The 24,598-nt window shown below is 62.2% G+C and carries 12 protein-coding genes and 1 pseudogene; 6 read left to right on the top strand and 7 right to left on the bottom strand.

The features are described from left to right. From CGA22_RS18860 to CGA22_RS18880, 5 genes and pseudogenes are all read left to right on the top strand, one after another. Window positions 1-809, top strand: a pseudogene (locus tag CGA22_RS18860) (hypothetical protein); the annotation flags it as partial. Continuing rightward, complete coding sequence (locus CGA22_RS18865; protein WP_188258677.1) at window positions 799-3,537, top strand: hypothetical protein; 2,739 nt, start codon at window positions 799-801, stop codon at window positions 3,535-3,537. The pseudogene CGA22_RS18860 and the gene CGA22_RS18865, both read left to right, overlap by 11 nt. 36 nt (window positions 3,538-3,573) lie before the next feature. Beyond that, window positions 3,574-7,149, top strand: a complete 3,576-nt coding sequence (locus CGA22_RS18870; RefSeq protein ID WP_041022939.1) for a Tc toxin subunit A — start codon at window positions 3,574-3,576, stop codon at window positions 7,147-7,149. A 69-nt stretch (window positions 7,150-7,218) separates the two neighbouring features. Then, entirely contained in the window at window positions 7,219-11,337 is a 4,119-nt protein-coding gene (locus CGA22_RS18875) for a neuraminidase-like domain-containing protein (RefSeq protein WP_041022938.1), read from the top strand. Further along, window positions 11,334-15,401: a carboxypeptidase-like regulatory domain-containing protein gene (locus CGA22_RS18880; protein ID WP_041022937.1), complete on the top strand. Its 4,068-nt coding sequence runs from the start codon at window positions 11,334-11,336 to the stop codon at window positions 15,399-15,401. Before CGA22_RS18875 ends, CGA22_RS18880 begins: the two co-directional genes overlap by 4 nt. On the opposite strand, the gene CGA22_RS18885 is transcribed toward CGA22_RS18880, so the two are convergent. The 6 genes from CGA22_RS18885 to CGA22_RS18910 all read right to left on the bottom strand — a co-directional run bounded on the left by CGA22_RS18885 (window position 15,396) and on the right by CGA22_RS18910 (window position 22,276). Further along, window positions 15,396-16,727 (bottom strand): DUF58 domain-containing protein, encoded by a 1,332-nt coding sequence (locus CGA22_RS18885; protein ID WP_041022936.1) that lies wholly within the window; start codon window positions 16,725-16,727, stop codon window positions 15,396-15,398. The two genes, CGA22_RS18880 and CGA22_RS18885, sit on opposite strands and share 6 nt — an antisense overlap. Window positions 16,728-16,890: 163 nt before the next feature. Then, the gene (locus tag CGA22_RS18890; RefSeq protein WP_041022935.1) at window positions 16,891-17,895 is read right to left on the bottom strand and encodes an AAA family ATPase; all 1,005 of its coding nucleotides are present in this window, start codon (window positions 17,893-17,895) and stop codon (window positions 16,891-16,893) included. Beyond that, entirely contained in the window at window positions 17,892-19,058 is a 1,167-nt protein-coding gene (locus tag CGA22_RS18895; RefSeq protein ID WP_041022934.1) for a DUF4350 domain-containing protein, read from the bottom strand. The genes CGA22_RS18890 and CGA22_RS18895 overlap by 4 nt, the downstream gene beginning before the upstream one ends. Next, window positions 19,055-20,593, bottom strand: coding sequence for a DUF4129 domain-containing protein (locus CGA22_RS18900; protein ID WP_041022933.1), 1,539 nt, complete (start codon window positions 20,591-20,593; stop codon window positions 19,055-19,057). Before CGA22_RS18900 ends, CGA22_RS18895 begins: the two co-directional genes overlap by 4 nt. Continuing rightward, the gene (locus tag CGA22_RS18905) at window positions 20,580-21,554 is read right to left on the bottom strand and encodes a stage II sporulation protein M (RefSeq protein WP_041022944.1); all 975 of its coding nucleotides are present in this window, start codon (window positions 21,552-21,554) and stop codon (window positions 20,580-20,582) included. Before CGA22_RS18905 ends, CGA22_RS18900 begins: the two co-directional genes overlap by 14 nt. After that, window positions 21,551-22,276: an RDD family protein gene (locus tag CGA22_RS18910; RefSeq protein ID WP_041022932.1), complete on the bottom strand. Its 726-nt coding sequence runs from the start codon at window positions 22,274-22,276 to the stop codon at window positions 21,551-21,553. Before CGA22_RS18910 ends, CGA22_RS18905 begins: the two co-directional genes overlap by 4 nt. A gap of 186 nt (window positions 22,277-22,462) precedes the next feature. On the opposite strand from CGA22_RS18910, the gene sbcB reads away from it, so the two are divergent. After that, window positions 22,463-23,890 carry an exodeoxyribonuclease I gene (sbcB, locus tag CGA22_RS18915; protein ID WP_041022931.1) on the top strand — a complete coding sequence of 476 codons (1,428 nt, stop codon included), beginning with the start codon at window positions 22,463-22,465 and terminating at the stop codon, window positions 23,888-23,890. Window positions 23,891-23,981: 91 nt separating this feature from the next. On the opposite strand, the gene mvaT is transcribed toward sbcB, so the two are convergent. Continuing rightward, window positions 23,982-24,362, bottom strand: coding sequence for a histone-like nucleoid-structuring protein MvaT (gene mvaT, locus CGA22_RS18920; protein ID WP_041022930.1), 381 nt, complete (start codon window positions 24,360-24,362; stop codon window positions 23,982-23,984). Between the last annotated feature and the right edge of the window lie 236 nt (window positions 24,363-24,598).

Consider the following 24,598-nt stretch of genomic DNA (forward strand, 5'->3'; position numbering starts at 1 on the left):
TGGACACCGCGACCGTCGAGTTGTGGCTCGACGGTGCGGACGAGCCTTTGGCAAGGGTGCGGGCCAGAGGCAACGATGGCTACTGGTTCTATGACGCGCACCTGCCGGTAGGCACCTATACGCTGCGGGCCAGGCAGTTTTTTCAAGATGAAGAATCTGTCTTCAGCCCCGACCATGCCTTCACCGCCGTGCCGGCCATCCCGGTGATCGAGTCGCCGGCACTGCAGCAGCACCTCGGCGCAACGGTGACGATTTCCGGGCATGGCTACACCGGCGACTGGATCGACGTGGCCTGGAGCGATGCACCCGACACGGTGTTGGGCAGGGTGCAGGTGCAGGCGAACCGGACCTGGTCGATTCCCCTGGCTATCGAGCGCCCGGCTGGTCCTCATTCATTGATCGTGCAGCAGGAATGCGACGGGTACAGCTCCGGGTGGAGCGCGACCCATGAGGTGCTGTTGTTGTCCGCGGCTCCAACCTTCACGACGCCGGAGGCGGGGCACTGGTTCGCGGGTACGGCGTTCTTCGAAGGCACCGGTGAGAGCGGCAAGCGCGTTGAGGTGTCGCACTGGTTCGACGCCCGGCAGCTCGTTGCGCAGGACCGCCCGGTGACTGACGGAGTCTGGGCGGCTTCGCCCGACACCCCGTTGCGGCTCGGCGCCCACTGGGCGAGGGCCCGGCAAGGCGATTCGGATTGGGGGGATAGCCAGCGCTTTGAGGTGGTACCCACCGAGTCAACCCGGGTATCGGTTGTGAGCGATCTTGCGCAAGGCAAGCCGAGGATCGGGGAGGCGGGCCATGGACTTTGATGATGTCGAAAAAGATGAGCCATCAAAGGACGTTGTTAACAATCTGATTGAAATCAGACTGCCCGAGCATGGCTATGTGCCTGCGACGTTCGAGGTGTCGGGGATCAATGGCATACCTGGAGCCTATCCCGTCACTGTCTGGCGAGCTCACCAAATCGACCAGCTGGGTACCGGTACTGTCAATGGCGATGGTACTTGGAAGGTGAGTGTCACCATGCCGAGCGGGGTCGACAGCATGGAGATATACGCCACTCAACCCAACAACCGTAATCCGGATAACTACAGGAGGGTCCACAGGTTCCTGACGACACTGACAAAGCCCGCATCGGACAGCGTGGTGCGCGCCAATGAGGTCGTTTTCGGGGGGACGCGATTTCCAGACACAAGGATCTGGGTCTATGAAGGGAGTCTTGTGCTGGCTTACCTGGGTGACGTGACACCCGAGAGAACATGGGAAGTCAGGCCAACTGAGCCACTGTCCAGCGGCGTTCACTCGGTGAAGGCCCAGTACAAAGTCGGGGACCTTACCGGAACGAGTGTGACGCCTGAGGTCTCGTTCACTGTCTTGGGTCAGTTGGTCATCAACCCTCTCTCAGTTGCTCAGGAGATGCGTTTCAATTTAACCGGAACCAACAGCATGGCGGGCGCCACCGTCGACGTGAAGATCGACTTTAACGATGTCCGCGTCGGCGGTGGGGAGGTGACGGCGAGCGGTGCCTGGAGGGTCAGCGTAGAGGTGCCGGAAGCGGGCCCGACTTCGCTGGTGGCCGAGCAGACCTATCGGGGCGTAACATCGCCACGCAGCGTCGCCCAAGCGATCAAGATCAAGCCGCCGAGACTGGTGAACATCCAAGTCACCTACCCCAGCCCTGGCGCCGTCAGGTTTTCGGGCTGGGGTTACTCTGACGCCAGGCTGGAGGTTTTCAGCGGCGACGCCCTCCAGGTCCATACCGTTGTCGGGAGTAATGGCTCGTGGGCCATCGACTGGCCCGATCAGCCGCCTTCAGCCGCACTCCAGATGAATGCCCAACAAGGGGTTCCCGATGGAGAGGGCGGCTGGATCTATTCTGTTCGCAGTGACAATTTCACGGTCACCGTGCCCGTCCCGGTCCCCACCCTGACGGTGACGGTGGGTGCCGATCGCAAACCGGTGTTTTCCGGTGTCGGTCACAGTTGGACGGGACAACCCGCGGCGCAGATCGAGGTGCTGCGCGTGGGAGAATCGACGCCTGTCGTGCCGATTGTCGATGTCGCCAACAACAGGTGGTCAAGCGCTGCGTCCGAGGCCTGGAATCCAGGCAGTTATACCGTTGAAGCCCGGCAACTGTTCAATGGCATCCCGTCTGAGCCAACCGGAACGCAAACCTTCGTCATCCGGTCCCCGGTGCCCACCGTGGAGTTTCGCCAGGATGGCTTGACTCCGCACTTCTCCGGTACCTGCCTGGCGGGTGCAGAGGTGCACGTGTGGTTCGACGGGGACTCTGCTTCGCCCTATGACGCGCAAGTGAGTGGCACCACCTGGAGTTTCACCCGGGCGGAACCGTTCGTGCCCGGTCCGCATACCGTCAGGATCAAGCAATCCTTTGGCGGCCAAACCTCGGATGAGGTGCCGCTGTCGTTCGAGGTCGTCGGGTTACGGCCGGTCATCACCTCACCAGTGGATGATGAAGAGGTGGACCACAACCCGGTCATCCAGGGCTCGGGTGGTATCCCTGGGGCTTTGATGCGCGTGTTTGATTTCGTGTCGAAAATCCCTCTCGGCGAAGCCGAAGTCACCGGTAACGAATGGTCGGTGCCGATTACCGAGGATCTTGCGTTTGACGATCACAAGGTTTACGCGGTCCAGCAATACGGCGACTTTCCCTCCGAGGACAGCGAACCCGTCAGCTTCAAGGTGATCCTGTTTCCGCCCACCATCGACCATCCGCAGCCGGGCGATGCCATTGCCCGGGTCTCGGTCATTGACGGCTATGCCCGCAAAGTGTCGGGGCTGGACACCGCGACCGTCGAGTTGTGGCTCGACGGTGCGGACGAGCCTTTGGCAAGGGTGCGGGCCAGAGGCAACGATGGCTACTGGTTCTATGACGCGCACCTGCCGGTAGGCACCTATACGCTGCGGGCCAAGCAGTTCTTCAAGGACAAGGACTCCGATTTCAGCCCCGACCATGCCTTCACCGCCGTGCCGGCCATCCCGGTGATCGAGTCGCCGGCACTGCAGCAGCACCTCGGCGCAACGGTGACGATTTCCGGGCATGGCTACACCGGCGACTGGATCGACGTGGTCTGGAGCGATGCACCCGACACGGTGCTGGGCAGGGTGCAGGTGCAGGCGAACCGGACCTGGTCGATGCCCCTGGCTATCGAGCGCCCGGCTGGTCCTCATTCATTGATCGTGCAGCAGGAATGCGACGGGTACAGCTCCGGGTGGAGCGCGACCCATGAGGTGCTGTTGTTGTCCGCGGCTCCAACCTTCACGACGCCGGAGGCGGGGCACTGGTTCGCGGGTACGGCGTTCTTCGAAGGCACCGGTGAGAGCGGCAAGAATGTTGAGGTGTCGCACTGGTTCGACGCCCGGCAGGTGATCGTCCCGGACCTTGCGGTGGCTGACGGCACTTGGGCGGGCTCGCCCCGGGAGCCATTGACGCCTGGCCCGCACTGGGTAAAGGCGCGGCAGGCCGGCTCGGACTGGGGAGAAAGCCCGCGTTTTGACCTGGCCCAGGACCTGTAGCCACCTCGTCTCCAATACTCGAAGCGGAGCACTGCGATGAAAGATTCTCCGGCGCAAATTGCCAGTCGTTTTTGCGAACAGCTCTTGGCGGGACGACAGTCCGAGCCTCTGTCCGAACTGGGGCAGTATTTCGAGGCGGGCGGCTCGGTGTGTGCCCTGGCACGCAAAGGGGCATCCGGGCTGGTAAACGAGTACGGGCTGGACCCCGAAGATGCCCAGGCGCTCACCTTACGCCTCAACGGCTTGGCAACGTGGGTGCTGCGCAGCTTCATCGAAGATCAACTGACCCGTCAGGAGCCGCTTCCTTCTCACCTGCGCCAAGGCCTGCTGGCGTTGGTCCCGGGGCCCACCTATGAAGAGCTGTTCAAGCCCAACTTCAGTAATAAATGCCCGGCGGATGCGATCGAAGCCATCCATTCGCCCGTGGCCTATGCGGTGTGGCTCAAGCACTGGTCCGAGCGCCGCCTCATCCCTTCCGAAAACGAGAATGCCTACGCGCTCACCCTGCGCCGCAAGGACCTGGGACTGCTGCGCGTCGACCCGGTGACGACATATCGGGTGGTGTCATCGGTCGAGGTGGTCAGCGCCGTGCTGGAAAAGTCCATCGAAGACTCCCTGAGTGAGGGCGTCGATCTGGATGAAATGCTGAGTCGGCGACGCTACCCCAACGGGCTGCCTTATCACCACCCGTGGGTCACGCTGGATGAGTGGACCCGGGACCTGAAACTCTCCATTGGCCGTGTCGTGCAGCTGTGCGATCCAGCGTTTCCCTATTTCCTGCGGGCGCTGCCCTGGGGTGGCAACAGCGGCGCTGCCCTGACCCAGGCGGCCCGGCTCAGCCCGGCGTTGCGGCAGCTCATGGTGGAAGAGTCGCTTTTCCCCGAGGGGGACACCGATGACTGGTTCAAGGTGAACTTCGGGGCGCGAGGTCTTGAACCGCTGAACCTGAACCAGACGGCGTTCTTCAACCAGCGGACCAAGCTGACTCAGCGTGGGCTGGAAGCCTTGCTCTCGGTCGAGTCGTTTGCCCCCTCGCTGTCCGACCATGTGCTGATACTCGATACAGTGATCACCCCCGGACATGCGGGCTCGGTGTTCGTCAACAATGGGTTGGCGGATGACTCGATGAGCATCACCTATGGCGGTGATGCCAGCACCAATAGAATCATCGGGCTCATTGAAGACGTGACCTTCAATGACAGAATCGATCGGCTCAACCGCAAGATCCGACTGGACAACGCGTTGCAATTGCCCAGCCATGAAACCGATGCACTGCTGGCGGCGATCATCGGTGCCGAGCTGAATCCCGAGGCACCGGCGGGCGGCCCGTCAGCGACGGAGCCGCCCGATTACTGGATGACCAGCAACACCGTTCGGGCCCTGGGACTGTTTCAGATGTTGCGGGAAGACTACCGCTGCTCGGCGGAAGAATTCGCGGCGTTCGTGGGCGAGATTTCGATTTTCGGACGGGGCACCGAGCTGTCGCAATTCGACCGGGTGTTCAACCGCGACGTGCTGTCCACACCGCCATTGCGGATGGACGACGGTGCGTTCGCGCTGATACCGCAGACCGAGGCCGACGCGTTGACCGTCGCGCAGATCTGCGGTGGCCTGAACATCGACCTGGCGACCTATTTCAACCTGGCCCCGTTGATTGCCAGCGCCCAGGGGCTGACGGCGCTCAAGCGGAGCCGGCCGGTACTGTCCGCGTTCTACCGTATGGTCAGGCTGCCGCAGTTGTTGGGGATCGCGCCGAATGTGGCGGTGGAGATCCTCAACCGGCTGAGCGGCGAAGCCGGGCTCGCTGCGCTGCTGGGCTCGCCGGCGATCAACGCCCGCGCCGACTCGGAGTCACCGGACGCCTTGACCCAGATCCAGTGCCTGGAGGGATGGGGGCGCTGGTGCGCCAATAGTAACCTGGACGTGGCCTGGACCCTGGCGCGCGTCAAGCCCGTGCTGGCGCCCACCGAGCCCTCGGAGGCACAGGCCCGGCTGTTCGATCAGATCCGTTCGCAGCTCGCGCCCGCGTTGTTTACCGAGGCCGCGTTGCGCATGGGCGGTGTCTCGCCGTTGTCCAACGACCGGCAATGGACCCAACAGTTGCTTGAGCTGGTCGATGAACAGGGGTTAGTCATTCATCGCGACGAATCCACCGACCCGGCTTATGAGGATTATGCCCGGGAAGTGGTCGCGCGCGTGGTGCGGCGAGTGCTCGGTAAAGACGATCCGCATACCGTCGAACAGATCGTCGCAGTGGTGCTGAGCAGCCGTGCCGGCCAGCGTGGTGTGGTTCAGGAGAGCCTGGCGGTGTTTGGCGAACTGGCCTCGCCCCTGGCATTGCCGGTGCTGACCTGGGCGGGCAGTACAGTGCAAGAGGTGCTGGCCTATGTGTCGGGACGCTCGACGGCGGACGCTCCGTCAAGCGCCGGTGAGGAGGATGAGCCCGGCGACCCGTTTCTGGGCATGCTCAACAGCTTTATCGGCCGCAGCGAGGTCGCGAAGGCGCTGAAGCTGAGCGCGGACTTCCTGACGCTTTATCTCGTCATCGGCGATGGCGTCGAAAACGCACCCGCCACCGCCCCCTTCACGCCAAGTGCCTTGTACTACCTGACGGTGTACAACCGAGCCGTTGCGCTCAGCGAGGAACCCGAATCACAGCTGCTCGATTACCTGCAGCGGGTCAATGAACTGCCCGGTGATCTGTCCAGCGACGGCCTCCTGCTGGTACAGGCCCATGCCGCCGAGCTGCTGGCCGAACTCTTCGGCTGGAGTGCCGAGGAAGTGCTCGCCTGCGCCAAGCGTGTCAACGGCGGGCAGGGTTACATCCGCAGCCTGCAACACCTGGATCTGTTCACGCGCCTGCGGGAGTTCTCGCTCCAGAGCACCCTCGATGCGCCCACCATATTGAAAATGGGCACGTTGCTGCCCGACGCATCCTTCAGTGCTTACCGGGACCTGGCCGATCAGGTCACGGCCCGGTTGGCGGACCCGAATCGGACGTCACCCCTGTACGGCCTCCACGCCGCCGGCGATCGGGTCGAGGTCCAAAGCACGGTAGGGACTACCGAACTGGTCGCCAACAGCAGGGAAACCACGCAACTGACCGTTACGGTGACCCTTGGGCAGGAGCCCCAGATGAACGTCAATGTGTATTGGGGGGCGACGCTGTGCCGTGTCGAACCGCAGAAGTCCACCACCAATGAGCAGGGGCAGGCCACCGTCACCGTGCATGCCGGTACCACCATGGGGCGTGATGTGATCAGTTACCGGCTCGATGCACGTGAGCCGCAGCCAGCGGTGACGATCAGCCTGGGCAATGATCCGTCCAGTTTCGAACTGGCGCGTCCGCAGGGCGATTTCGTCATCCGGGAGGAAAAAGTCGGCGTTGACGTCACGCTGCGGGCGCTCATGTACGACAGACATGGCAACCCGGCTGCCCATGAGGCGGTGACCTGGAATCTCGACCCGCTTCTCCCCGTTGCAGGCAAGACCAATGCCGAGGGGATAACCGAGGTGACGTTCACCAGCGCGACACCGCTGGAGATTGAAGAACCGATAGTCAGGAGGGGCAGCATCGATTTGGGCTTCCGCCCCGTCAAATTCGTCCCCTGAAACAACGCTCCACCCAGCGCCACGGAGCTTGGCCGGTTGGCGACGACACCCACCTCACAGGAGAGGGCAATGGCTACGCAAGACATCACCCGGGCAACCGCCCTGCGCCGCGACGCGTTGATCGAATGTGCCTTGGGTATCAAGGAAATCGAAGACCATGACGCCGGTAAGGGGTACCCACCGATCAAGACCGCCGACGATCTGCTGGAGTGGCTGCGCACCGACCCCCTGGACAACCATCAGGTCAAGACGACCTGGGTCGCCGAGGCGGTCAGTTGTTTCCAGCAGTACATCCACGCCGTCTACCAGAAGCTGGAGCCCGGCTACAGCCATCGGGAGTTCGACCGCAAGCACCTGAAAGACTGGGACATCGCCAGCCAGTATCCGCTATGGGCCGCCAGCCAGTTGCTCAAGTGCATGCCCGAAGACTACATCACCCCGTATGCGCGCATCCGCAAGACCAGCTTGTTCAGGACGCTGGAGAACAACCTCAACCAGACCCGGCTGACCACCGACTCGGTGCAGTCGGGCGTGCAGCAATACCTGCGCGCCTTTGAAGAAGTGTGCAACCTGGATGTGCTCAACGGCTATGTCGATGGGCCCGATGCCCGCCGTGCCGACTATTACCTGGTGGGCCGGGAACGGATCGCCCCCTACCGTTACTTCTGGCGCAAGGCCGACGTGCAGCTGGACGCCGACACCCAGACGATCAATCCGGCGGCATGGAGCGAGTGGCAACCGGTCGATATCCCCGCCGATGCGCAGGTGCTCGACAGCCGCCTGGTCTTTTGGGGGGGACGCTTGTGCCTGGTCTGGGCCGAATGGCGCGAGGCCTTGTTCGATGGTGACGGCGGCCTGCAAAAGCCCTACGAGCTTGAGCTGAAGGTGGCCTTCATTACGCTGGACGGGAAGTGGTCGCCGCCGATACGGCTGAATCTGTCGGCGTTCGACGAGGACGTCAGCCCGGGATGTCGGCTGGTGGCGGTGATGTTGCGCGACGACGTGGACCCGTTGTATCCCAAGGGGCGGTTGGCGGTGCACTTGACCAATGCGCGGACACTGGCTTTTCCTGAGATACCTCCCTGGCCGGTGGAGATCTACGAAACACGTGACGCACTGTTTCGTAAGGTGGCCGATGAAAAGCCGGTCATGGATCACTTGGCCATGGTTCGTTTCTGGCACTCCTCGATCCTCCAGCAGCGAGTGGCCCCCGAAGGTTTTTCCCAAATGACAGAAGAGGTGTCGAGCGGCGCGAATCCATTGGTAGAGCAGTTCACCCTCAAAACGGTAGTGACAACGAGTGGAGGCAAACAGTACCTGCATTATCAAGCGCACTGTGCCCTGCTGATGCCCGGGAAGGCAGGAGAGGAAAAGACTTTCACCCTCTCGCTGCAGTACCCCTCAGGGGGGGACGACGAACCGGACATTTCCGAGGAGCACTCCGACAACGGCGGTTGGTCGTTTGGGTGGCGTGAGATCGAGCGCACAAGCTTCGCCGGTTTGACGGCGCGGTTCATCCTCAAGGGACCAGATAGTTTTGGTAGCAAGACCTTCACCCTGACGCTAAAGGGCGTTCCCACCGACCCCAGCCTGCCTTCCGTGCACAAGACCAACCCACGCGGGGCCCAATTCCTGCACCTCAACGACTCGGGGCTGGCACTCAAGTACGCGCGCCTGAACACCCTGATCGGCGCTGAGCTGGTGACACGCGCCAATGTGTCGATCGATGCCGTGCTCGATTGGGATACCCAGTTTCCCGACGAGCCGCCGCTGCCCGACGATTCGAACGAACCCAACGGCCCGTTCGACGGTGCCAACGGGCTGTTTTTTTGGGAATTGTTTTTTCATCTGCCTCACCTGGTGGCGACCCGACTCAAGGATGAGGAGCGCTTCGTCGAAGCCCAACAATGGCTGCATTTCATCTTCGATCCCCAAGCGATCGCCGACACACAGGCCGAGCGGGCGGATCCGAAGCCGCGCTATTGGCGTTGCCGGCCATTGAACGTGTCCGGTAGCGAGGGGGACGGGGGGTGCGAAGCCGATAACCCGACCGATCCTGACGCGATTGCCTATTCCACGCCGCGGCACTACCAGATGCTGATTTTCCTCGACTACGTTGCCAACCTCGTGGCCTGGGGCGACTGGTTGTACCGGCAACTGACACGGGACAGTCTGGCCGCCGCCAAGATGCAATACCTGCGCGCCAAGAACCTGATGGGCGCCACGCCGGACATGCACACCCTCAGTCAGTGGACGCCTGCCACGCTGACGGAACTGGTGGCGGAGCTTGAAGACAGTGCCGCGCTCAGGGCGTTCGAGCAGGATCTGTTGCTGGATCCGGGATGGGTGCCGGTCAGGAGCCGTTTTTTTGAAGACCCCGGCGTTGTCGGCGTTGAGCGTTTCCGCCTGCCGGTGAGCCAGCGTGTGCTGCAGCTCTATGAGTTACCGGCCCAGCGCATGTACAACCTGCGCCATAACCTGACCATCGACGGTAAACCGCTGTCCATCGAGTTGTTCAGCACCATCAACCCTGCGGATCTGCTCAACAACCTGGCCGCCGGCGGTGCCGGGCCCGTGCGCCCCATGGGCGGGCCGTTGCGGGTTGCGGCGTTTCGCTGGCGCACGCTGTTCGATACAGCCCTGCGGGCGACCCAGTATCTGCAGGACTGCGGCAACCAGGTGATGCGCTTGCTGGAACAGCAGGACCGGGGTGAGCAGGAACTGTTGCAACAGCGCCACCTGACCGAATTGAGCACCTTCGTCCGGACCGTTCAGGAGGAAAATCTGGAGCAGTTGCGGGACACGCTGGCGGCATTGAACAGAAGCCGCACCTTGACCGCGGAGCGGCAAGCCCACTACACGAAACTGTACAGCGAGAACATTTCCAGCAGCGAATACAAGGTCATGGGCGCCCTCGACACCGTTAAGCTATTGACGGCGCTGAGCACCTCGATGCAAGTGGCCGGCGCTGTGATCGATGCCTTTCCCAATGTGTTCGGCCTGGCCAACGGCGGCCATCAGTTCGGCAGTGCTCCAAGAGCCCTGGCTTACGGGTTCCAGGTCGGGGCAGAGGTCGTTCGCAGCGATGCCGAGAAGGACGCGACCTCCGAAAGCTATCGGCGGCGACGCGAAGACTGGGGGTTGGCTCGGGACCAGGCTACCGCGGAGCTGGCGATGATCGACGAGCAGATCAACGCGCAGAAACACGCTGTGTTGGCCGCCGAGGCCAATCTGGATCAAATCGTCAAGATGAATGCCCAGGCCCAGGCACTCTATGACTTCCTGCTCACCCGAGCCACTCGCGTCGAGCTGTATCGCTGGTACCTGGGGCAATGCAAGACCTTGCACTACCAGGCTTACGACCAGGTCGTCAGCCTGTGCCTGAGTGCCCAGAGCGCGCTGCAACTGGAAACCGCCGAATTCGGCCTCAGCCACATCCGCACCGATGCGTGGCTGGATAACTATTACGGCCTGACCGCCGGCGATTCGTTGCGCCTCGATCTGCTACGCATGGAGGCCGATTATCTGCTGCGGTACGAACGACGCCTGGAAATCGTCAAGACCGTGTCCCTGCGTCAATTGTTCAATGACAACAGCGACCCTCAGGCGGATCACCATAGCTGGGACGAGGCGCGGGCGGGGTTGATTGCCAACGGCACACTGAACTTCCAGTTTTCACAACTGTTGTTCGACCGGGATTACCACGACCACTACTGCCGTCAGATCAACGCCGTCGACGTGACCTTGCCGACGTTGCTCGGCCCCTATGAAAACGTCTGTGCGACGTTGACGCAAATCGGCAGCTCCACCGCCATCAAGGCGTCCCTTGAGTCGCTGGATTATCTGTATGGCGACAGCAGCCTGGCGCCGGCCGATGTGCTGCTCAATATCAGCAGCGGTGAACAGATGGCCATTTCCATCGGCCTGGACGATTTCGGCGTGGCGGCGTTGAGACCCGAAGAGGGCCTGCGCAATATCTTCGAGAACACCGGCGCCGTGTCTCGCTGGACACTGTCCTTCCCCTGGTTCCAGGAGTGGGATCGCCAGAAGAACCAACTGGCGGCCTTGAACGACATCATCGTGAAGGTTCGCTACACCGCCAAGGTGGGCGGCCCGGCGTTTTCCCGGTACGTCCAGGGCAAAGTCAGAGCCGCCGAAAGCGCAATGCTCAAGGGGGTGCAAAGATGAACAGAGAACCGGTCAACACCAAGACCAATGTGCTCCCCAACGGACATTTCGATCTGGGCTATAACCACTGGAACAATGCCGGCGTGCCCGAGAGACACGATAGGAAATCAGGCGAATGGGAGGGGCAATCCATCTACTACATGTCCCTTTACGGCGGAGGAGGGATCGCCCAGATCGTACCTGCGCCGGTGCCGCAATCGGCAGGGGCGCGCTACCGTTTGAGCTTCCTGTACGACAACCGCTCTACAGTGGCCGGGGTTTTCAGCCTGCGTCGGCGCGGCACCGAGGACAGTCTGGAGATCGCGCTGACACCCTCGGACAACCCGGGGGCCGATCCTGAAACCCAGGCACTGAGCCTGACGCCAGTGACGGCGCCGATCGAGTTCGATGTCGAGAGCGATGATCTGTTCGAGTTTGTCATCCTCAGCCCATCTGAAGCCACCACGCGCCTGGACGTGATTGTCGCCCGGATCGATTTTCACCTCGAACTGGCTCCGCTGGTCCTGTCCCAGATTGTCAATGACGGCCAGGTGTTTACCCCGACCGGGGAGCCCCTGCTTTACCTGTGCCATGGGGCAACCGGCGCGAAGAGTCACCAGCTGTCCTTCCGGCCCGCGCCGGACAGCCCCTGGGCGGGAACCGAGGCGTTGCTGTGGAGCCAGGACAATCCACTGGATGCAGTGGTGATTACACCCGGATGGGGTGAAAACCAACTGCTCGAAGACACCTGGAAAGTGGACTGTCCGGTGCCGGTCAGCGATGAAACCCAGCTGTTCAACCTGTCCATCTACAGCAAGTACCACGCTGAGACGTACCCGATTGCGGTGTCCCTGGGGCACCATCGGTTGGTCGTCGAGAGCCATCTGAACCCGGCTCATCAACCGGTGATCGAGCATCAACAATCAGTCAAACTGGGCGTTCAGGTGAAGTCGTATTACCTCGACCTGCCCATGCCTCAACGGGAAGTGTCCTGGATGCTGGGGGATACCGTGCTGTTTCGCGGTGAAACCGACGGCGGTGGCTATGCCTGGTTCGACTTTGCCCCCGAGACCGCCGGCACGCTTTCAGTCAAGGCCAGCGTCGAGAGCCCTTTCCATGCCGAAGGCAACACGCTGCACACCTTCAGTGTGACGGCCCATGCCACGGACCCGATGAAGGATGTGCGCGTGGCGTTTCCGAACATGGAGGCCGCGCTCTGGGGTGAAAAAACCGGCTACCCCGATCGCGGTGGGTCGTATCAGTTGGAGGTGTTGCTTGCCGCCGACAGCCCGTTGCGCGGCCAATCTGTATGGTTGGAATGGGATGGGAAAGCCCCTGAAGAGTTGGGGGTGACGGTTTCTCCGGCGCTATTGCAGCCGGTCTCGGGCAACAGTAACCCGCTGAGATGGAGGCTGGACTGCGATGACCGCATCGACGGCGATTTCGGCTTGCGATTGGGCGCCACCGGTTTGCTGAAACCTACCGTCAACAACGCCATGTCCCTGGCGCGCCACACTCTCAAGATCGGCCGGGTGCGTGAAGCCAACCGGGTCCCGGTGGTCGATGAGAACGATTATGTCTGGTGCATGGTGCAGGTGCTGAGCCAGGGGGACCAGCCTGTGCCCGGCGTGCCCGTGGAGTGGGACAGCGCCCAGGGGCTCCAGCGGACCTGGTCCGGTGTGGACGGCTGGGCCAGCGTGATTGACCGACCTTCGGTGCACGGGCAATACACCCTCAAGGCACGGGTCAACCCCCGTGAAACCGGGCAGGTGCCGGAGCGTGACTTCATCATCCAGACACTGGCGACCAGCGCATGGAAAACGGCGAGTTTCAAACTGGGTGACGCCGCGGTCGATCGGGTGGGGGCGGGTGTGGTGTGTCGCATGGGGCAGAACGATCAATTCCATCTCACGGTGACAACCGGCAGCCCGTTGCTCGGCAAGGAGGTTTCCCTGAGGTGGCGCGATCCGGCGAGCGCCCGTGCCATTGTCATCACCGGCATGGAAACACCGACCCCTGTGACTGCCGCCGGGGTGACCTGGGCCGTGCAAGCGCAGCAAACCGACTCCAGTGGTGTGTTTGACTTGCAGGTGATATCGGCTGACCTGGAACCGCTCGACCTGGCATTCCGATTGCTGCCCCAGGACCTGGCCCCGACGATGACGCTGGTGTTCGACCAGGCACCCAGAACCTGGGCCGCCGCCATCGATCTGTACCCCTGCATCGGTGCCATCCACGACCTGACCCTCCAGCCCGTGGATGACCTGAGCGGGTTGCATGGGCTGTTGTTTGAAACCACTGTGGCGCCAGGCCTGCCGTCAGGGTGGAACATCACCCCGCCTTTGACTGAGTCGGCGCCGATGACGGCGGGGGGCATTCGCTACCAGTGTGACTTCACCGCTACCACCGAAGTCGCCACCCGTAGCTGGGCCGCTGAAGTCCTGGGCGTTGGTGCCTTTACGCAGCCACCGCCCTTCGGGCTTAACCTGGCCCACAACAAAGTGGTGATCGGCACGCCGTACGAGGTCGCGACGGACCCGGTCCTGAGCAAGAACGAAAGCGCACGACTGGCCCTGCGGTATGTGTCGGCCTTCACGGGCAGGCCGGCCAACGACGTGTCAGTGGAGTGGCACGACGGTGAAACCGCCCTGAGTGGCGCGGACGGTATCGCCCAGCGCGATTACCGGCCGACGACGGCCGGTGGCAGTGAGGTCCAGGTGTTGGTCAGCAATCCCTATGACGCGAGTGAAGTCGAACACACGTTCACCGTGCACGCGTATGCAGAAGATCCCTGGCTCGACCTGAACGTACAGGGCGGTACGGGGGGCACGCAGCGTTGGGGCGAACACACGTTCTTCCCTCGACGGGCGGATAAGCTCGACTTGACGCTTTCGGTCGCAGAGGGCAGCCCGTTGCTCGATCAGATGCTGACGTTGGGGATCCACGGTGCTCACGAACTGGATACGGCCATGAATTTCGGACCGGTAGGGCTAGGGTTTCCCCGGCCATTGACCGTCGATGGCCTGCCGGTGAGTCTTGCGGCCGGTGACCGGACCGATGCGGCGTTCTATTTGCAGCTGTCGGCCTCGCGGCTGCTGGCGCGCTCGCCGCTGAATGCTTTTTCCCTCGGCAGCCATATTCCGGTGGATGTCCTGGCGGCCACGCATGAGGACCCGACGGTGGTCGACTGGGGCGAAACATTGTCCTTTGAAATCACCCTGAGCAACGCACTGACCGGTCAACCGGCCCGACATGTACAGGTGTCCTGGCGTGGCACGGACGTGGCCATGGAGGACACGATCACGTTCACCAACTTCTATGGTGTCGCACGCTTCAGTTTCGTGGCGACGGTTGACGGGCCGGGCACCGTGACGGCCAGGGCAGTCGGTGGGACCGAGGTTGTATCGTTTGAGTATCTCGTCCATGAGGCTTGCGTGATTCAAAGCCTGACCAGCGCTGACCTCGAGGGGCTTGCGGGGGAAGAAGTCAGCGCCGAGGCCACGGTGGTCAGTGCGGCCAGCGGTGAGCCGGTTCAAGGGGTGCGGGTGCACTGGTTCTATAAGGGCGTTGTGCTGGAGCCGGTCGTTACCGATGCGAATGGCAAGGCGCGGATTACCTTTGAGTTACCGCCGAGGATAGGGCGTTATTCATTGAGTGCGTCGGTGAGGGGAGAGCTGGGGTGGGAGGCGGAGTGGTTGGATTCTGAGGTGGGGGGCACGCTAGACAGTTGGGTACAGGAATTTACGCTTTGGCTGAACGAGCGTCCCATTGACATGGACGATCTGGTCAACAGAAGAATGAGCTTGAAAGATGGTGAAAGCCACACCCTGGTGTTGAGAGTCAAGAAAGACAGCAGTTTGATCAACGCGACTACCGTTTCCATCGGAATGCAGGATGGGGGAGCTCTGGAATTGGAGTTTGATCCTGCACTGTATGAATCCATGCTGGTGACGGGGGCGTCCTTGAGCTGGTCCATATTGACTAAAGCGTCACATTGGGGCCCTTTTGAGCTGCAATTGCTTAGCTCGATTCTGCCGCCACGGGCGTTACCGGCAGAGGTCAATGTACACGGAAATTTGTTATAGATTTCCCGCCTTCTTCCACCCCAGGTACAGCGTCACCAGCTCGGCCCCCAGCTCCCCGGGCCGGGCTTGCAGTACCGAAATGCCATGGGCGCTCATCCGTTCATGCAGTTCGGCCCGCGCATTCAAATACTCCACCGTCCCGCAATAGGCCAGCGCCTCCGGCAAGGTCTGCACTGGTGCCTGGCGCAGCCGGTCGAGGGCTTCTTCGCGCAGGCTCGCCACCAGTACCCGGTGCTGCTGGCCCAGCCGTTTCACCGCCGTCAGCAGGTCTTCGTCGTCTTCATCCCGCAGATTGGTCACCAGCACCACCAAGGCCCGGCGTTTCTGGCGGGTCAGCAGCTCATTGACGGCGGCCTGGTAATCGGCGGGACGTTGGCTGCTGTCGAGGTCGTACACGGTGTTGAGCAACGCGTTGAGTTGGCCCTGGCCTTTGGCCGGGGCGAGGTAGCGGGGTGGATCGCTGGCGAAGGTACTCAGGCCCACGGCGTCACCTTGGCGCAACGCGGTGTAGCTGAGCAGCAGGCAGGCATTGAGGGCATGGTCGAAATGCGAGAGCTCGTCGTCCTGGCTACGCATGCGCCGGCCGCAATCGAGCATGAAGATGATCTGCTGGTCGCGCTCGTCCTCGTACTCCCGGGCGATGGGCGCGCGGTGGCGGGCGGTGGCCTTCCAGTCGATCTGGCGCAGGCTGTCGCCCTCGCGGAATTCGCGCAGTTGATGGAACTCCATCCCCTGGCCCCGCCGTTGGCGCTGGCGCACGCCGAGCTGGTTGAGCCAGTTGTCCACCACCAGCAGCTGACCGTCGTAGAGCCTGGCGAAATCCGGATACACGCGAATTTCATCGACCGCACCCAGCAAGCGTTTGCCGGTCCATAGGCCCAATGGGCTGGGCAGATTGATTTCGCAGTGTTCGAAGATGAAATGGCCGCGCTTGAGGGGACGCAGGCGGTAGCCGATCTGGCTGCGCTGGCCGGGTTGAAGGTCGACCGACAGGGGAAGGTGTTCGAAATCCAGGCCGTTGGGTACATGATCGAAGACCTGGACGTTCAGCGGCTGGTGAGCGTCGTGAGTGATCACCAGGTGAACGTCGCTCCAGCGACCCAGTGCCAGGCTCCCGGGCATTTGCCGTTGCACGTGCGGCGACGGCAAGCGCTTGAGGCGCACCGCGTCGAGGATAGCCAGGGCCAGCAGGGCCAGTTGCAAGCCCCAATTGATCGACACGAGCGCCGATGGCACTACGATGCCCAGCGCTTGTAACGTGCCCAGCACCATGCCCAGGACCAGCAGGATTGCCAGCCAGATCAGCAGCAGGCGGGAGGGCTTCATGGGTGCATGCTCTTGAGCAGGTCCATTGTGGCGAGGGGATTTATCCCCGCTGGCTGCGAAGCAGCCCCTTGCGGTGTACCAGGCAGAACCAGGGGGCTGCTGTGCAGCCCAGCGGGGATAAATCCCCTCGCCACAGAATGCGGCGTCATCAGGAGATCCATCATCACAGACGCGGCGCCGGTACTTGGTCCAGCAGTTGTCCCAGGACCTGATCCACCGAGAGCCCTTCGATGTCCAGCTCGGGCGCCAAGCGTACCCGGTGACGCAACACGGCCAGGGCGCAGCCCTTGATGTCATCCGGCACCACGAACTCGCCGCCGCGCAGCAACGCCCGGGCCCGGGCGCAACGCACCAGTGCGATCGAGGCCCGTGGCCCCGCCCCCAGGCTCAGCCCCGGCCAACTGCGGGTGGTACGAGCCAGCCGCACGGCGTAGTCGAGGACCTGGTCGTCCATCGGCAGGTCGCTGGCGATGCGTTGCAACGCCTGCACGTCCTTGGCCTGCAACACCGTGCGCAAGGGTTGGACATCGAGCATGTCGGCGCGGGTCGAGCGGCTGACCTGGCGCACCATGTTCATCTCCTGCTCGGCATCGGGGTAGTCCATGCGCACCTTGAGCATGAAACGGTCGAGTTCGGCTTCCGGCAACGGGTAGGTGCCTTCCTGTTCGATGGGGTTCTGGGTGGCCAGCACCATGAAGGGCTGGGCGATGGGCAGAGCGCGGCCTTCGAGGGTCACCTGGCGCTCCTGCATGGCTTCGAGCAGCGCAGCCTGGGTCTTGGCTGGCGCGCGGTTGATCTCGTCCGCCAACAGCAGGTTGGTAAACACCGGCCCCTTGCGCAAGTTGAACTGCTCGGTCTGCAAGTCGTACACCGCATGTCCGGTGACATCGCTGGGCATCAGGTCGGGGGTGAACTGGATGCGCGCGAACTCGCCGCTGAAGCAGCGGGCCAGGGCACGCACCAACAGCGTCTTGCCCAGACCCGGAACCCCTTCGAGCAGTACGTGCCCACCGGCAATCAAGGCCGTGAGCACATCGTCGATCACCGCAGCCTGGCCGACCACCGCCTTGTGCAGTTCGGTGCGGATGGCCTGGGCCAACTGACTGGCGCGCTGGCGCTGTTGGGCGGCATGGGCCTGGCTGCCGGCAGGTTCGTTCTGTTCAGTCATAAGGCATTCCTGAGGGTTTGCAGATGGGCTACCTGGCGGCAGAACTCGGCGCTGGACATGCGCTGTTTCGGCCGGGGGCTCAAGGCCTGGCTGATGGCCCGCGTGGATTGGCGGCTGAGCCGTGCGAGCACTTGCCATTGTTCGGCGACGGCCAGTTGTTCGAAGCCGGGATGACGATGCCGCGCCCGGCGCAGCACGTCCTGTTGCAAGGTTTGCAGCAGATGCTGCCGGCCATTGTGTCGCAGATGGAACCCGGCGCTGGCCTGTACATGTTCCTCCAGCTGGCGCCGGGCCTTGGAAGCCGGTTGTTGCAGCGGGCCGTGGCGGATCGCCGAGCGCCAGAGCCAAAGGGCAATCAGGGCCGCCAGCGCCACCAGTGCCTGGGGGAAATAACGCAGCAGCAGGGTCAGCAGGCTGTCGTGGTCGATATTGAACAGCAACGTGACGGTGCTATCGGCGCTCAGGTACCAGAGCAGCCAGGCGTTGTCGTACTGCTCGATCTGGTCGTTCTTCCACAGCTCGGCGTCGGTGATCACGGTGATCGAGCCCTGGCCGTGGTTCAGCTGCATCATGTGGGTCGACTGCGCGCTGTTGGCCCAGGCCTGGGCGAGGTTCTTCGGGTCTTCGAGGTGAAAGTCGGTGTCGAAGCCGACATAGGCGGGGGCCTCTTCGTCTTCCAGGTACAACTTGGTCAGCTCGGGGTAGGGATCCTTGATCAGCTCAGGGGGCGGCTCCTTGAGGTCTTTGCTCAAGAGCTGGTGCAGTTGCACGCGGTCCAGCAGCAGGTCGCCGCTGCTGCCGGTACTGTCATCCCACAAGGCTTCGGCCACGAACAGCAGGCGGCCACCGGCACGGGTCCAGTTCATCAACTGGTCGACCTGCCGTGGCGTCATGTTTGTCCGTTCCCCCAGCAGCAACAGGGTGCGCTGATGGGGCTCAAGGGTCGGCAGGACGTCCAGGTTGTTGGCATGCTCGACCTCCACCCCTTGCTGGCGCAGGAAATGCTCGGCCGCCAGGTAGGGATTGGCCTGGGCCTCGGGGGACGGGCCGTAATCGACGGTTTCCTGATAGGGCACCGCGTTCCGGTAGAGGTACATGGCCAGCGTGCCCACCAGCGCGACGACGATCAGTATCGTGACCAGCCATCCTGCGCGACGGTTCATCGGGACGCTCCCGTATCGAACAGGCCGCGCCAGCCGTCGCACAATGCCTGCTGCAGATCCGGAGGCGGTGGGCGATGCCCGTAGGCAATGTTTTGCCAGTGCAGGGTCAGGTTTTTACTGAATGCCAGCAGGTCTTCGTGCTGGAGCTGTTCAACGCGATGCAGCACCTGGCCTTCGGTATCGGCCGGTTTCAGGGCAACGCCGAACTGATGGTGCAACCGGCTGAGCAATGCCCGGTACAGCAGGCCCAGGGCATCACGGGGGTCGGTGCTCCATAACTGCTCGACGCGGGTCGCCACGTCGTCGGGCAGGCTTTCCTCGCGAATATCCAGGCCGAACATCCGAGGCGGTGCGGGCCGCTCCACCGTGGGCCGTTTGATCGGTCGGCGCTGACCCAGGGCCTGGAAGTTTTCACGATAGCGCCAGACCAGCCAGGCAATCGCCCCCGCCAGTGCGGCCCAGAGCAGGACCTGGATCAGCGCGGCGGCAGCGTCGTAGCGCTGACGGCCCAGCCATTGGAACAATGCCTTGAACCAGCCCGGTGTAGCCTTGGCTTCGGAGGGTTCGGCGGTGTCTTCGCCGAAACGATAACGGGTGACCGTTTCCGGATTCTTGAACGGCGGGGCTTCGAGGATCGCCTTGATGCTGTCCCGGGAGGCCTCGCTGGTGAGGGGCTGATTGAGCAATCGCGGGCTGTCGGGGGCGATGCTGTCTTCGTCGGCCCAGGCCGGGGGCGCCGGCGGCAACAGGATCAGGGCCAGCAGCATCAGCGCAGGGGCTGCGCCGCTCAGGCGCTGGCGCAGTCGCCGGAACACCAGCTCGATGTCCCAGGCCTCGAGGATCGTGCGCCGGTTCAGGTAGAGGCTGAAACCGCAGGCGACGTACACCGGTTCCCAGACGATCAGCAGCAGGGGATACAAGACGTTGACCAGGTGCTCGAACCACAACCAGTCGTGCTCGGTCGCTGCGACCAGCTTTTGCCAATCCCAGTCCAGTTCGACCTGTTGCGGTATGAACATATAGAACAGGGCCATCAGGCCGAACCACAAGACGGTTTCCAGGTGCACGCCGATCACGGTCAGCCATCGCGCCGCGCGTCCGTTGCGTTGCAGCAACACTTGCAGGCGTAGCGCTCGCGCATTCCCGGCGAGCCCTTCCAATTGCACCACCGGCATCAGGAAGCTGCGGCTCAGGCTCAGCCGCCGCCAGGTCAGGCTGGCGAACAACTGCGGCTTGAGCAGTGCAGGCCACTGGCGCAAGGCTTGTTTCAGGGTGGGTGTTTCACCAAACAGCGCCTTGGACAGGATGTACAGCGGCAAGCGGTCGAAGGCCGGCTTCAACCACCAGAACACCAGCACCACCAGGGACGGCGAGTCCCATAGCAACAGGCACAGCAGCGCGTAGATCGGCAGCGTGACGATGGCCCAGCTGGTCATCAGCAGGCGTCTATGTTGCTGGCTCATCAGCACGCCCAGGTCCATGGCTTCCCAGGCGGTACGGGGACGGATGGCAACGGTGGCATCACTCAGCCGCATGGCGTATCCGTCCGGCAAACAGCAGGTAACTGACCACCAGCAGCCACAGCGAGGCACCGACCGTGTATTTGACGGCGGGCGTCGCGGTGCTGGAGGACCAATACGCTTCGATGAACGCGGCGAGGAGGAGGAACAGCATGACCCCGCCGATCATCGACACGCTTTTACCCGCGGCGAGCCGCAGGGCTTCGCCCCGGGTGAGGCGTCCCGGCGCGATCAATGCCCAGCCCAGTTGCAGGCCCGCGGCACCGGCCAGGGTAATGGCAGTGAGTTCGAAGGCGCCATGCCCGATCACGAACGACCAGAACGTGCCTCCGGAACCGATCTGGGTCAGGTGCCCGGCGATCGCGCCAATGGTCAAGCCATTGAAGAACAGGAAGAAGGCGCTGCCCAGGCCAAACATCATGCCGCTGGCAAACGTCTGAAAAGCGATGCCGATGTTATGCATGATGTAGTAGCCGAACATGGCCCAGTCTTCGCTGGCCGCCCGTTCGATCGAGCGTCCCAGGTGGCCCGCGGTCGGGTCGTACATGCTGCGGATCTGGCTGATCTCTTCTGCATCCATCACGCTGTAGACAAGGTCCGGAAACAGATAGACCAGCAGCCCGATGCCGACCAGGCTGCCGAGGAACATCAGGCTGGCAGCCAGCACGAACCGCCATTGTTCACGGACCAGGCGGGGAAAGCCGGCCAGGATGAACCCCGAAAGGCTGGCCGACGGCCGGCTGCGGTCACGGTAGAGTTGCTGGTGACCGCGTAGCGCAAGCTGTTGCAAGGAATCCACCAGCAGGCTGCTGTAGCCTCGCGCCTGGGCCAGCGCCAGATGTTGGCAAAGCCGACGGTAGGCGTGGGGAAAATCGCTGCTCTGGGGCACATTGCGGCTGCGCTCCAGTTGATCGAGCTGCCGGGACAGCTGCTCCCATCCCCCTTGGTGACGACTCTCGAACAGGCTTTGCTTCATGTCGGCCCCAGCAGGCCGCGGGCGATGCCATTGAGCTCGGCCACGGCGCGCGGTGGCTGGACGTTCAGTGGCGCGGCCAGGATGGCGGCCAGTTCGTTGACCCGGGCCTCGGAAAGCTCGGCCTGACGCTCGGCAAAACCCAGCACCGCACGTTGCTCGTTCAGGCTCAGGACAAAGGGCGGACGTACCGGCAGTGCCAATGGCAATGCGGGGCGCTTGACCGGTTGCTCGCGATACACCACCAGCGTGCCGGCCGCCAGGTCGCCCAGGCGTTTGAACGCCGGGTGCTGCAGGCAACTGATCGCCCCGAAGGTGTAGCCGAAGGGCAGCATGTCGACGAAACGCAGCAGGTTACGGATCAGCGAGGCGGACCAGCCGATGGGACGGCCGTCGTCTTGGACCACCCGCAACCCCATCATTTGCTTGCCGGGAGAGCAGCCCTGGCGCAGTACCTCGAACAGCACCATGTACCACCAACTGACCACGAACAGCAGGATGGAGCCGAGGCCGATGCCTAGGTCACCGAAAAATGCGAGGATGCCGAACAGAAACCCCAGGATCAGCCCCCGTATCCCCAGGTCGATGGCAAAAGCTAGTGCGCGGGGCATCAACCCGGCCGGGCGCAGTGGCAAGTCGATCCCTTCGGGCGTCTCGACCTGATACCGCGTGTCCAGTGGCGGGGGCAGCGTCGCGGTCCTTTGCAGTGCTGGTGTCTCGAGCATGGGCAACCTGAGTGATGGGCCGGTTCGAACGTTCAATCCCGGCAGATGCTAGCAGCCTTCGTGCGGGCAAACGATACAACTGTGTATGTCATTTTATGGATCGTGACGTGATTCAATCCGTCGACCCCTGGCCGAAGCCGGGTGGGACCCCCTAGACTTCGCCAGTCTTTTGCCCAGGAACAGCCCGTGACCTCCATCTTCTGGTACGACTACGAAACCACCGGCATCGATCCCCGTTGCGACCGGCCCTTGCAGGTGGCGGGCATCCGTACCGATTTCGAGCTCAATGAAATCGACGAACCGGTGAACCTGTATTGCCGGCCGAGCGATGACATCCTGCCCCATCCGGCGGCTTGTGCGATTACGGGCATCACCCCGACCTGCCTGGCTGAAAAGGGCTTGAGCGAAGCCGATTTCATGACCCGTGTCCACCAGCAACTGGCCGCGCCCGGTACCTGTGGCGCCGGCTATAACACCCTGCGTTTCGACGATGAAATGACCCGCTACAGCCTCTATCGGAATTTTTTCGACCCGTATGCGCGGGAATGGCAGGGAGGCAACAGCCGTTGGGACTTGATCGACCTGGTACGCGCGGCCTATGCGCTACGCCCCGATGGTATTGCCTGGCCGCAAGAAGATGGCCGGGTCACCCTCAAGCTCGAGCGCCTGACCGCCGCCAATGGTATCGACCATGGCCAGGCCCACGATGCGTTGTCGGACGTGCGCGCAACGATTGCCCTGGCTCGACTGATCCGCCAGAAGCAGCCACGGCTCTACGACTGGTTGTTCCAATTGCGCAGTAAACAGAAGGTGATGGACCAGGTTCGCCTGTTGCAGCCAATGGTGCATGTTTCCGGGCGTTTCTCGGCCGCTCGAAACTACATCGGTGTGGTTTTGCCGCTGGCCTGGCATCCGAAGAACCGCAATGCCCTGATTGTCTGCGACTTGCACCTGGATCCCCAAGGCTTGTTGGACCACGATGCGGACATCTTGCGGCAACGTTTATATACCCGCCGGGACGAACTGCTCGAGGGCGAGTTGCCGGTGCCTCTCAAACTCATTCATATCAACAAATGTCCGGTGGTCGCACCGTTGTCGGTGCTGCGTGCCGAGGATCGGCAGCGACTGCAACTGGACATGGATGGACTGCAGCAACGGGCATTGCAGCTAACTGATGCCCAGCAAGTTTGGCAGGATAAACTTCAGGCTATTTATGGTCGCGAGGATTTCACGGCCAGCGAGGACCCCGAGCAACAGTTATACACAGGCTTCCTCGGTGATCGCGATCGGCGTTTATGTGAACAAGTCCGCATGGCGGACCCGGCTCATTTGGCGCAAGAGCGCTGGCCTTTCGATGATGAACGTTTGCCGGAATTATTGTTCCGGTATCGCGCACGCAACTTTCCAGATACGTTGAATGCCGAAGAGCAGGGGCGTTGGAAGCTGTTCTGTCAGCAACGCCTGTCATCACCGCAATGGGGCGCACCTAATACCCTGGAAAGTTTTGATGAAGCGATGGGAGAGTGGCTGGCGCTTTCCACGCCATTGCAGCGGGAGGTGCTTCTGGAGTGGCAGGGTTACAGCCAGCAACTGCGCAAACGTTTAAGCCTTTGAGCGGCAATGAAGTGAAAAAACCACAGGCATGAAAAACGCCAGCAATGGCTGGCGTTTTGTGTGCGTAGAGAACGCTGAAACCCGACGAGGCTTAGCCCAGCAGGGTTGCCCAGCCTTCAACCACGTCACCGCCCCACTTGGCTTTCCACTCTTTCAGAGTCTTGTGGTTGCCACCTTTGGTTTCGATGACTTCGCCGTTGTGCGGGTTTTTGTATTGCTTAACTTTGCGGGCGCGTTTGGTGCCGGTAGTTTTCACGGCGCCGCCACGAGGTGCTTTACCCGACTTGGATTCTGGATCCAGCAGGGCAATGATGTCGCGCAGGGACTTGGAATATTCGCCCATCAGAGTGCGCAGTTTGCCTTCGAATTCCAATTCTTTTTGCAATTTATCGTCTTTGGACAGGTCGGCCAGACGCTGTTGCAGTTCTTCAATGGCTTGTTTTGTAGCGTTGTATTCAGTGATCAAGGACATGGGGACTACCTTATGTAGGACGCTGCGGACAAGGAGACAGTGTGGCAATAGTAATCAGACAGTTTCATCAAGTAAACATTTAAGCAGGCTTTTATTTAATTACTTAGTACCAGGCCACAGAAAAGGGCCTTGCAGTTAAATACCCTCACGGGTTTCACATCCGCTCACAATATAAGCGCTTGCCCCGGACCCGCCCCGCTCGCTGCCCGAAGGGGGCCGGCCTGTCATCAATACTG

The sequence above is a fragment of the Pseudomonas sp. PSB18 genome (assembly GCF_014596565.1).
Taxonomy (GTDB): Bacteria; Pseudomonadota; Gammaproteobacteria; order Pseudomonadales; family Pseudomonadaceae; genus Aquipseudomonas.

Excerpts from the sequence above, each read along its gene's own strand:
- CGA22_RS18865 (WP_188258677.1), top strand. The coding sequence starts at position 799 with ATGGACTTTGATGATGTCGAAAAAGATGAGCCATCAAAGGACGTTGTT.
- CGA22_RS18870 (WP_041022939.1), top strand. The coding sequence starts at position 3,574 with ATGAAAGATTCTCCGGCGCAAATTGCCAGTCGTTTTTGCGAACAGCTC.
- CGA22_RS18875 (WP_041022938.1), top strand. The coding sequence starts at position 7,219 with ATGGCTACGCAAGACATCACCCGGGCAACCGCCCTGCGCCGCGACGCG.
- CGA22_RS18880 (WP_041022937.1), top strand. The coding sequence starts at position 11,334 with ATGAACAGAGAACCGGTCAACACCAAGACCAATGTGCTCCCCAACGGA.
- CGA22_RS18885 (WP_041022936.1), bottom strand. The coding sequence starts at position 16,727 with ATGAAGCCCTCCCGCCTGCTGCTGATCTGGCTGGCAATCCTGCTGGTC.
- CGA22_RS18890 (WP_041022935.1), bottom strand. The coding sequence starts at position 17,895 with ATGACTGAACAGAACGAACCTGCCGGCAGCCAGGCCCATGCCGCCCAA.
- CGA22_RS18895 (WP_041022934.1), bottom strand. The coding sequence starts at position 19,058 with ATGAACCGTCGCGCAGGATGGCTGGTCACGATACTGATCGTCGTCGCG.
- CGA22_RS18900 (WP_041022933.1), bottom strand. The coding sequence starts at position 20,593 with ATGCGGCTGAGTGATGCCACCGTTGCCATCCGTCCCCGTACCGCCTGG.
- CGA22_RS18905 (WP_041022944.1), bottom strand. The coding sequence starts at position 21,554 with ATGAAGCAAAGCCTGTTCGAGAGTCGTCACCAAGGGGGATGGGAGCAG.
- CGA22_RS18910 (WP_041022932.1), bottom strand. The coding sequence starts at position 22,276 with ATGCTCGAGACACCAGCACTGCAAAGGACCGCGACGCTGCCCCCGCCA.
- mvaT (WP_041022930.1), bottom strand. The coding sequence starts at position 24,362 with ATGTCCTTGATCACTGAATACAACGCTACAAAACAAGCCATTGAAGAA.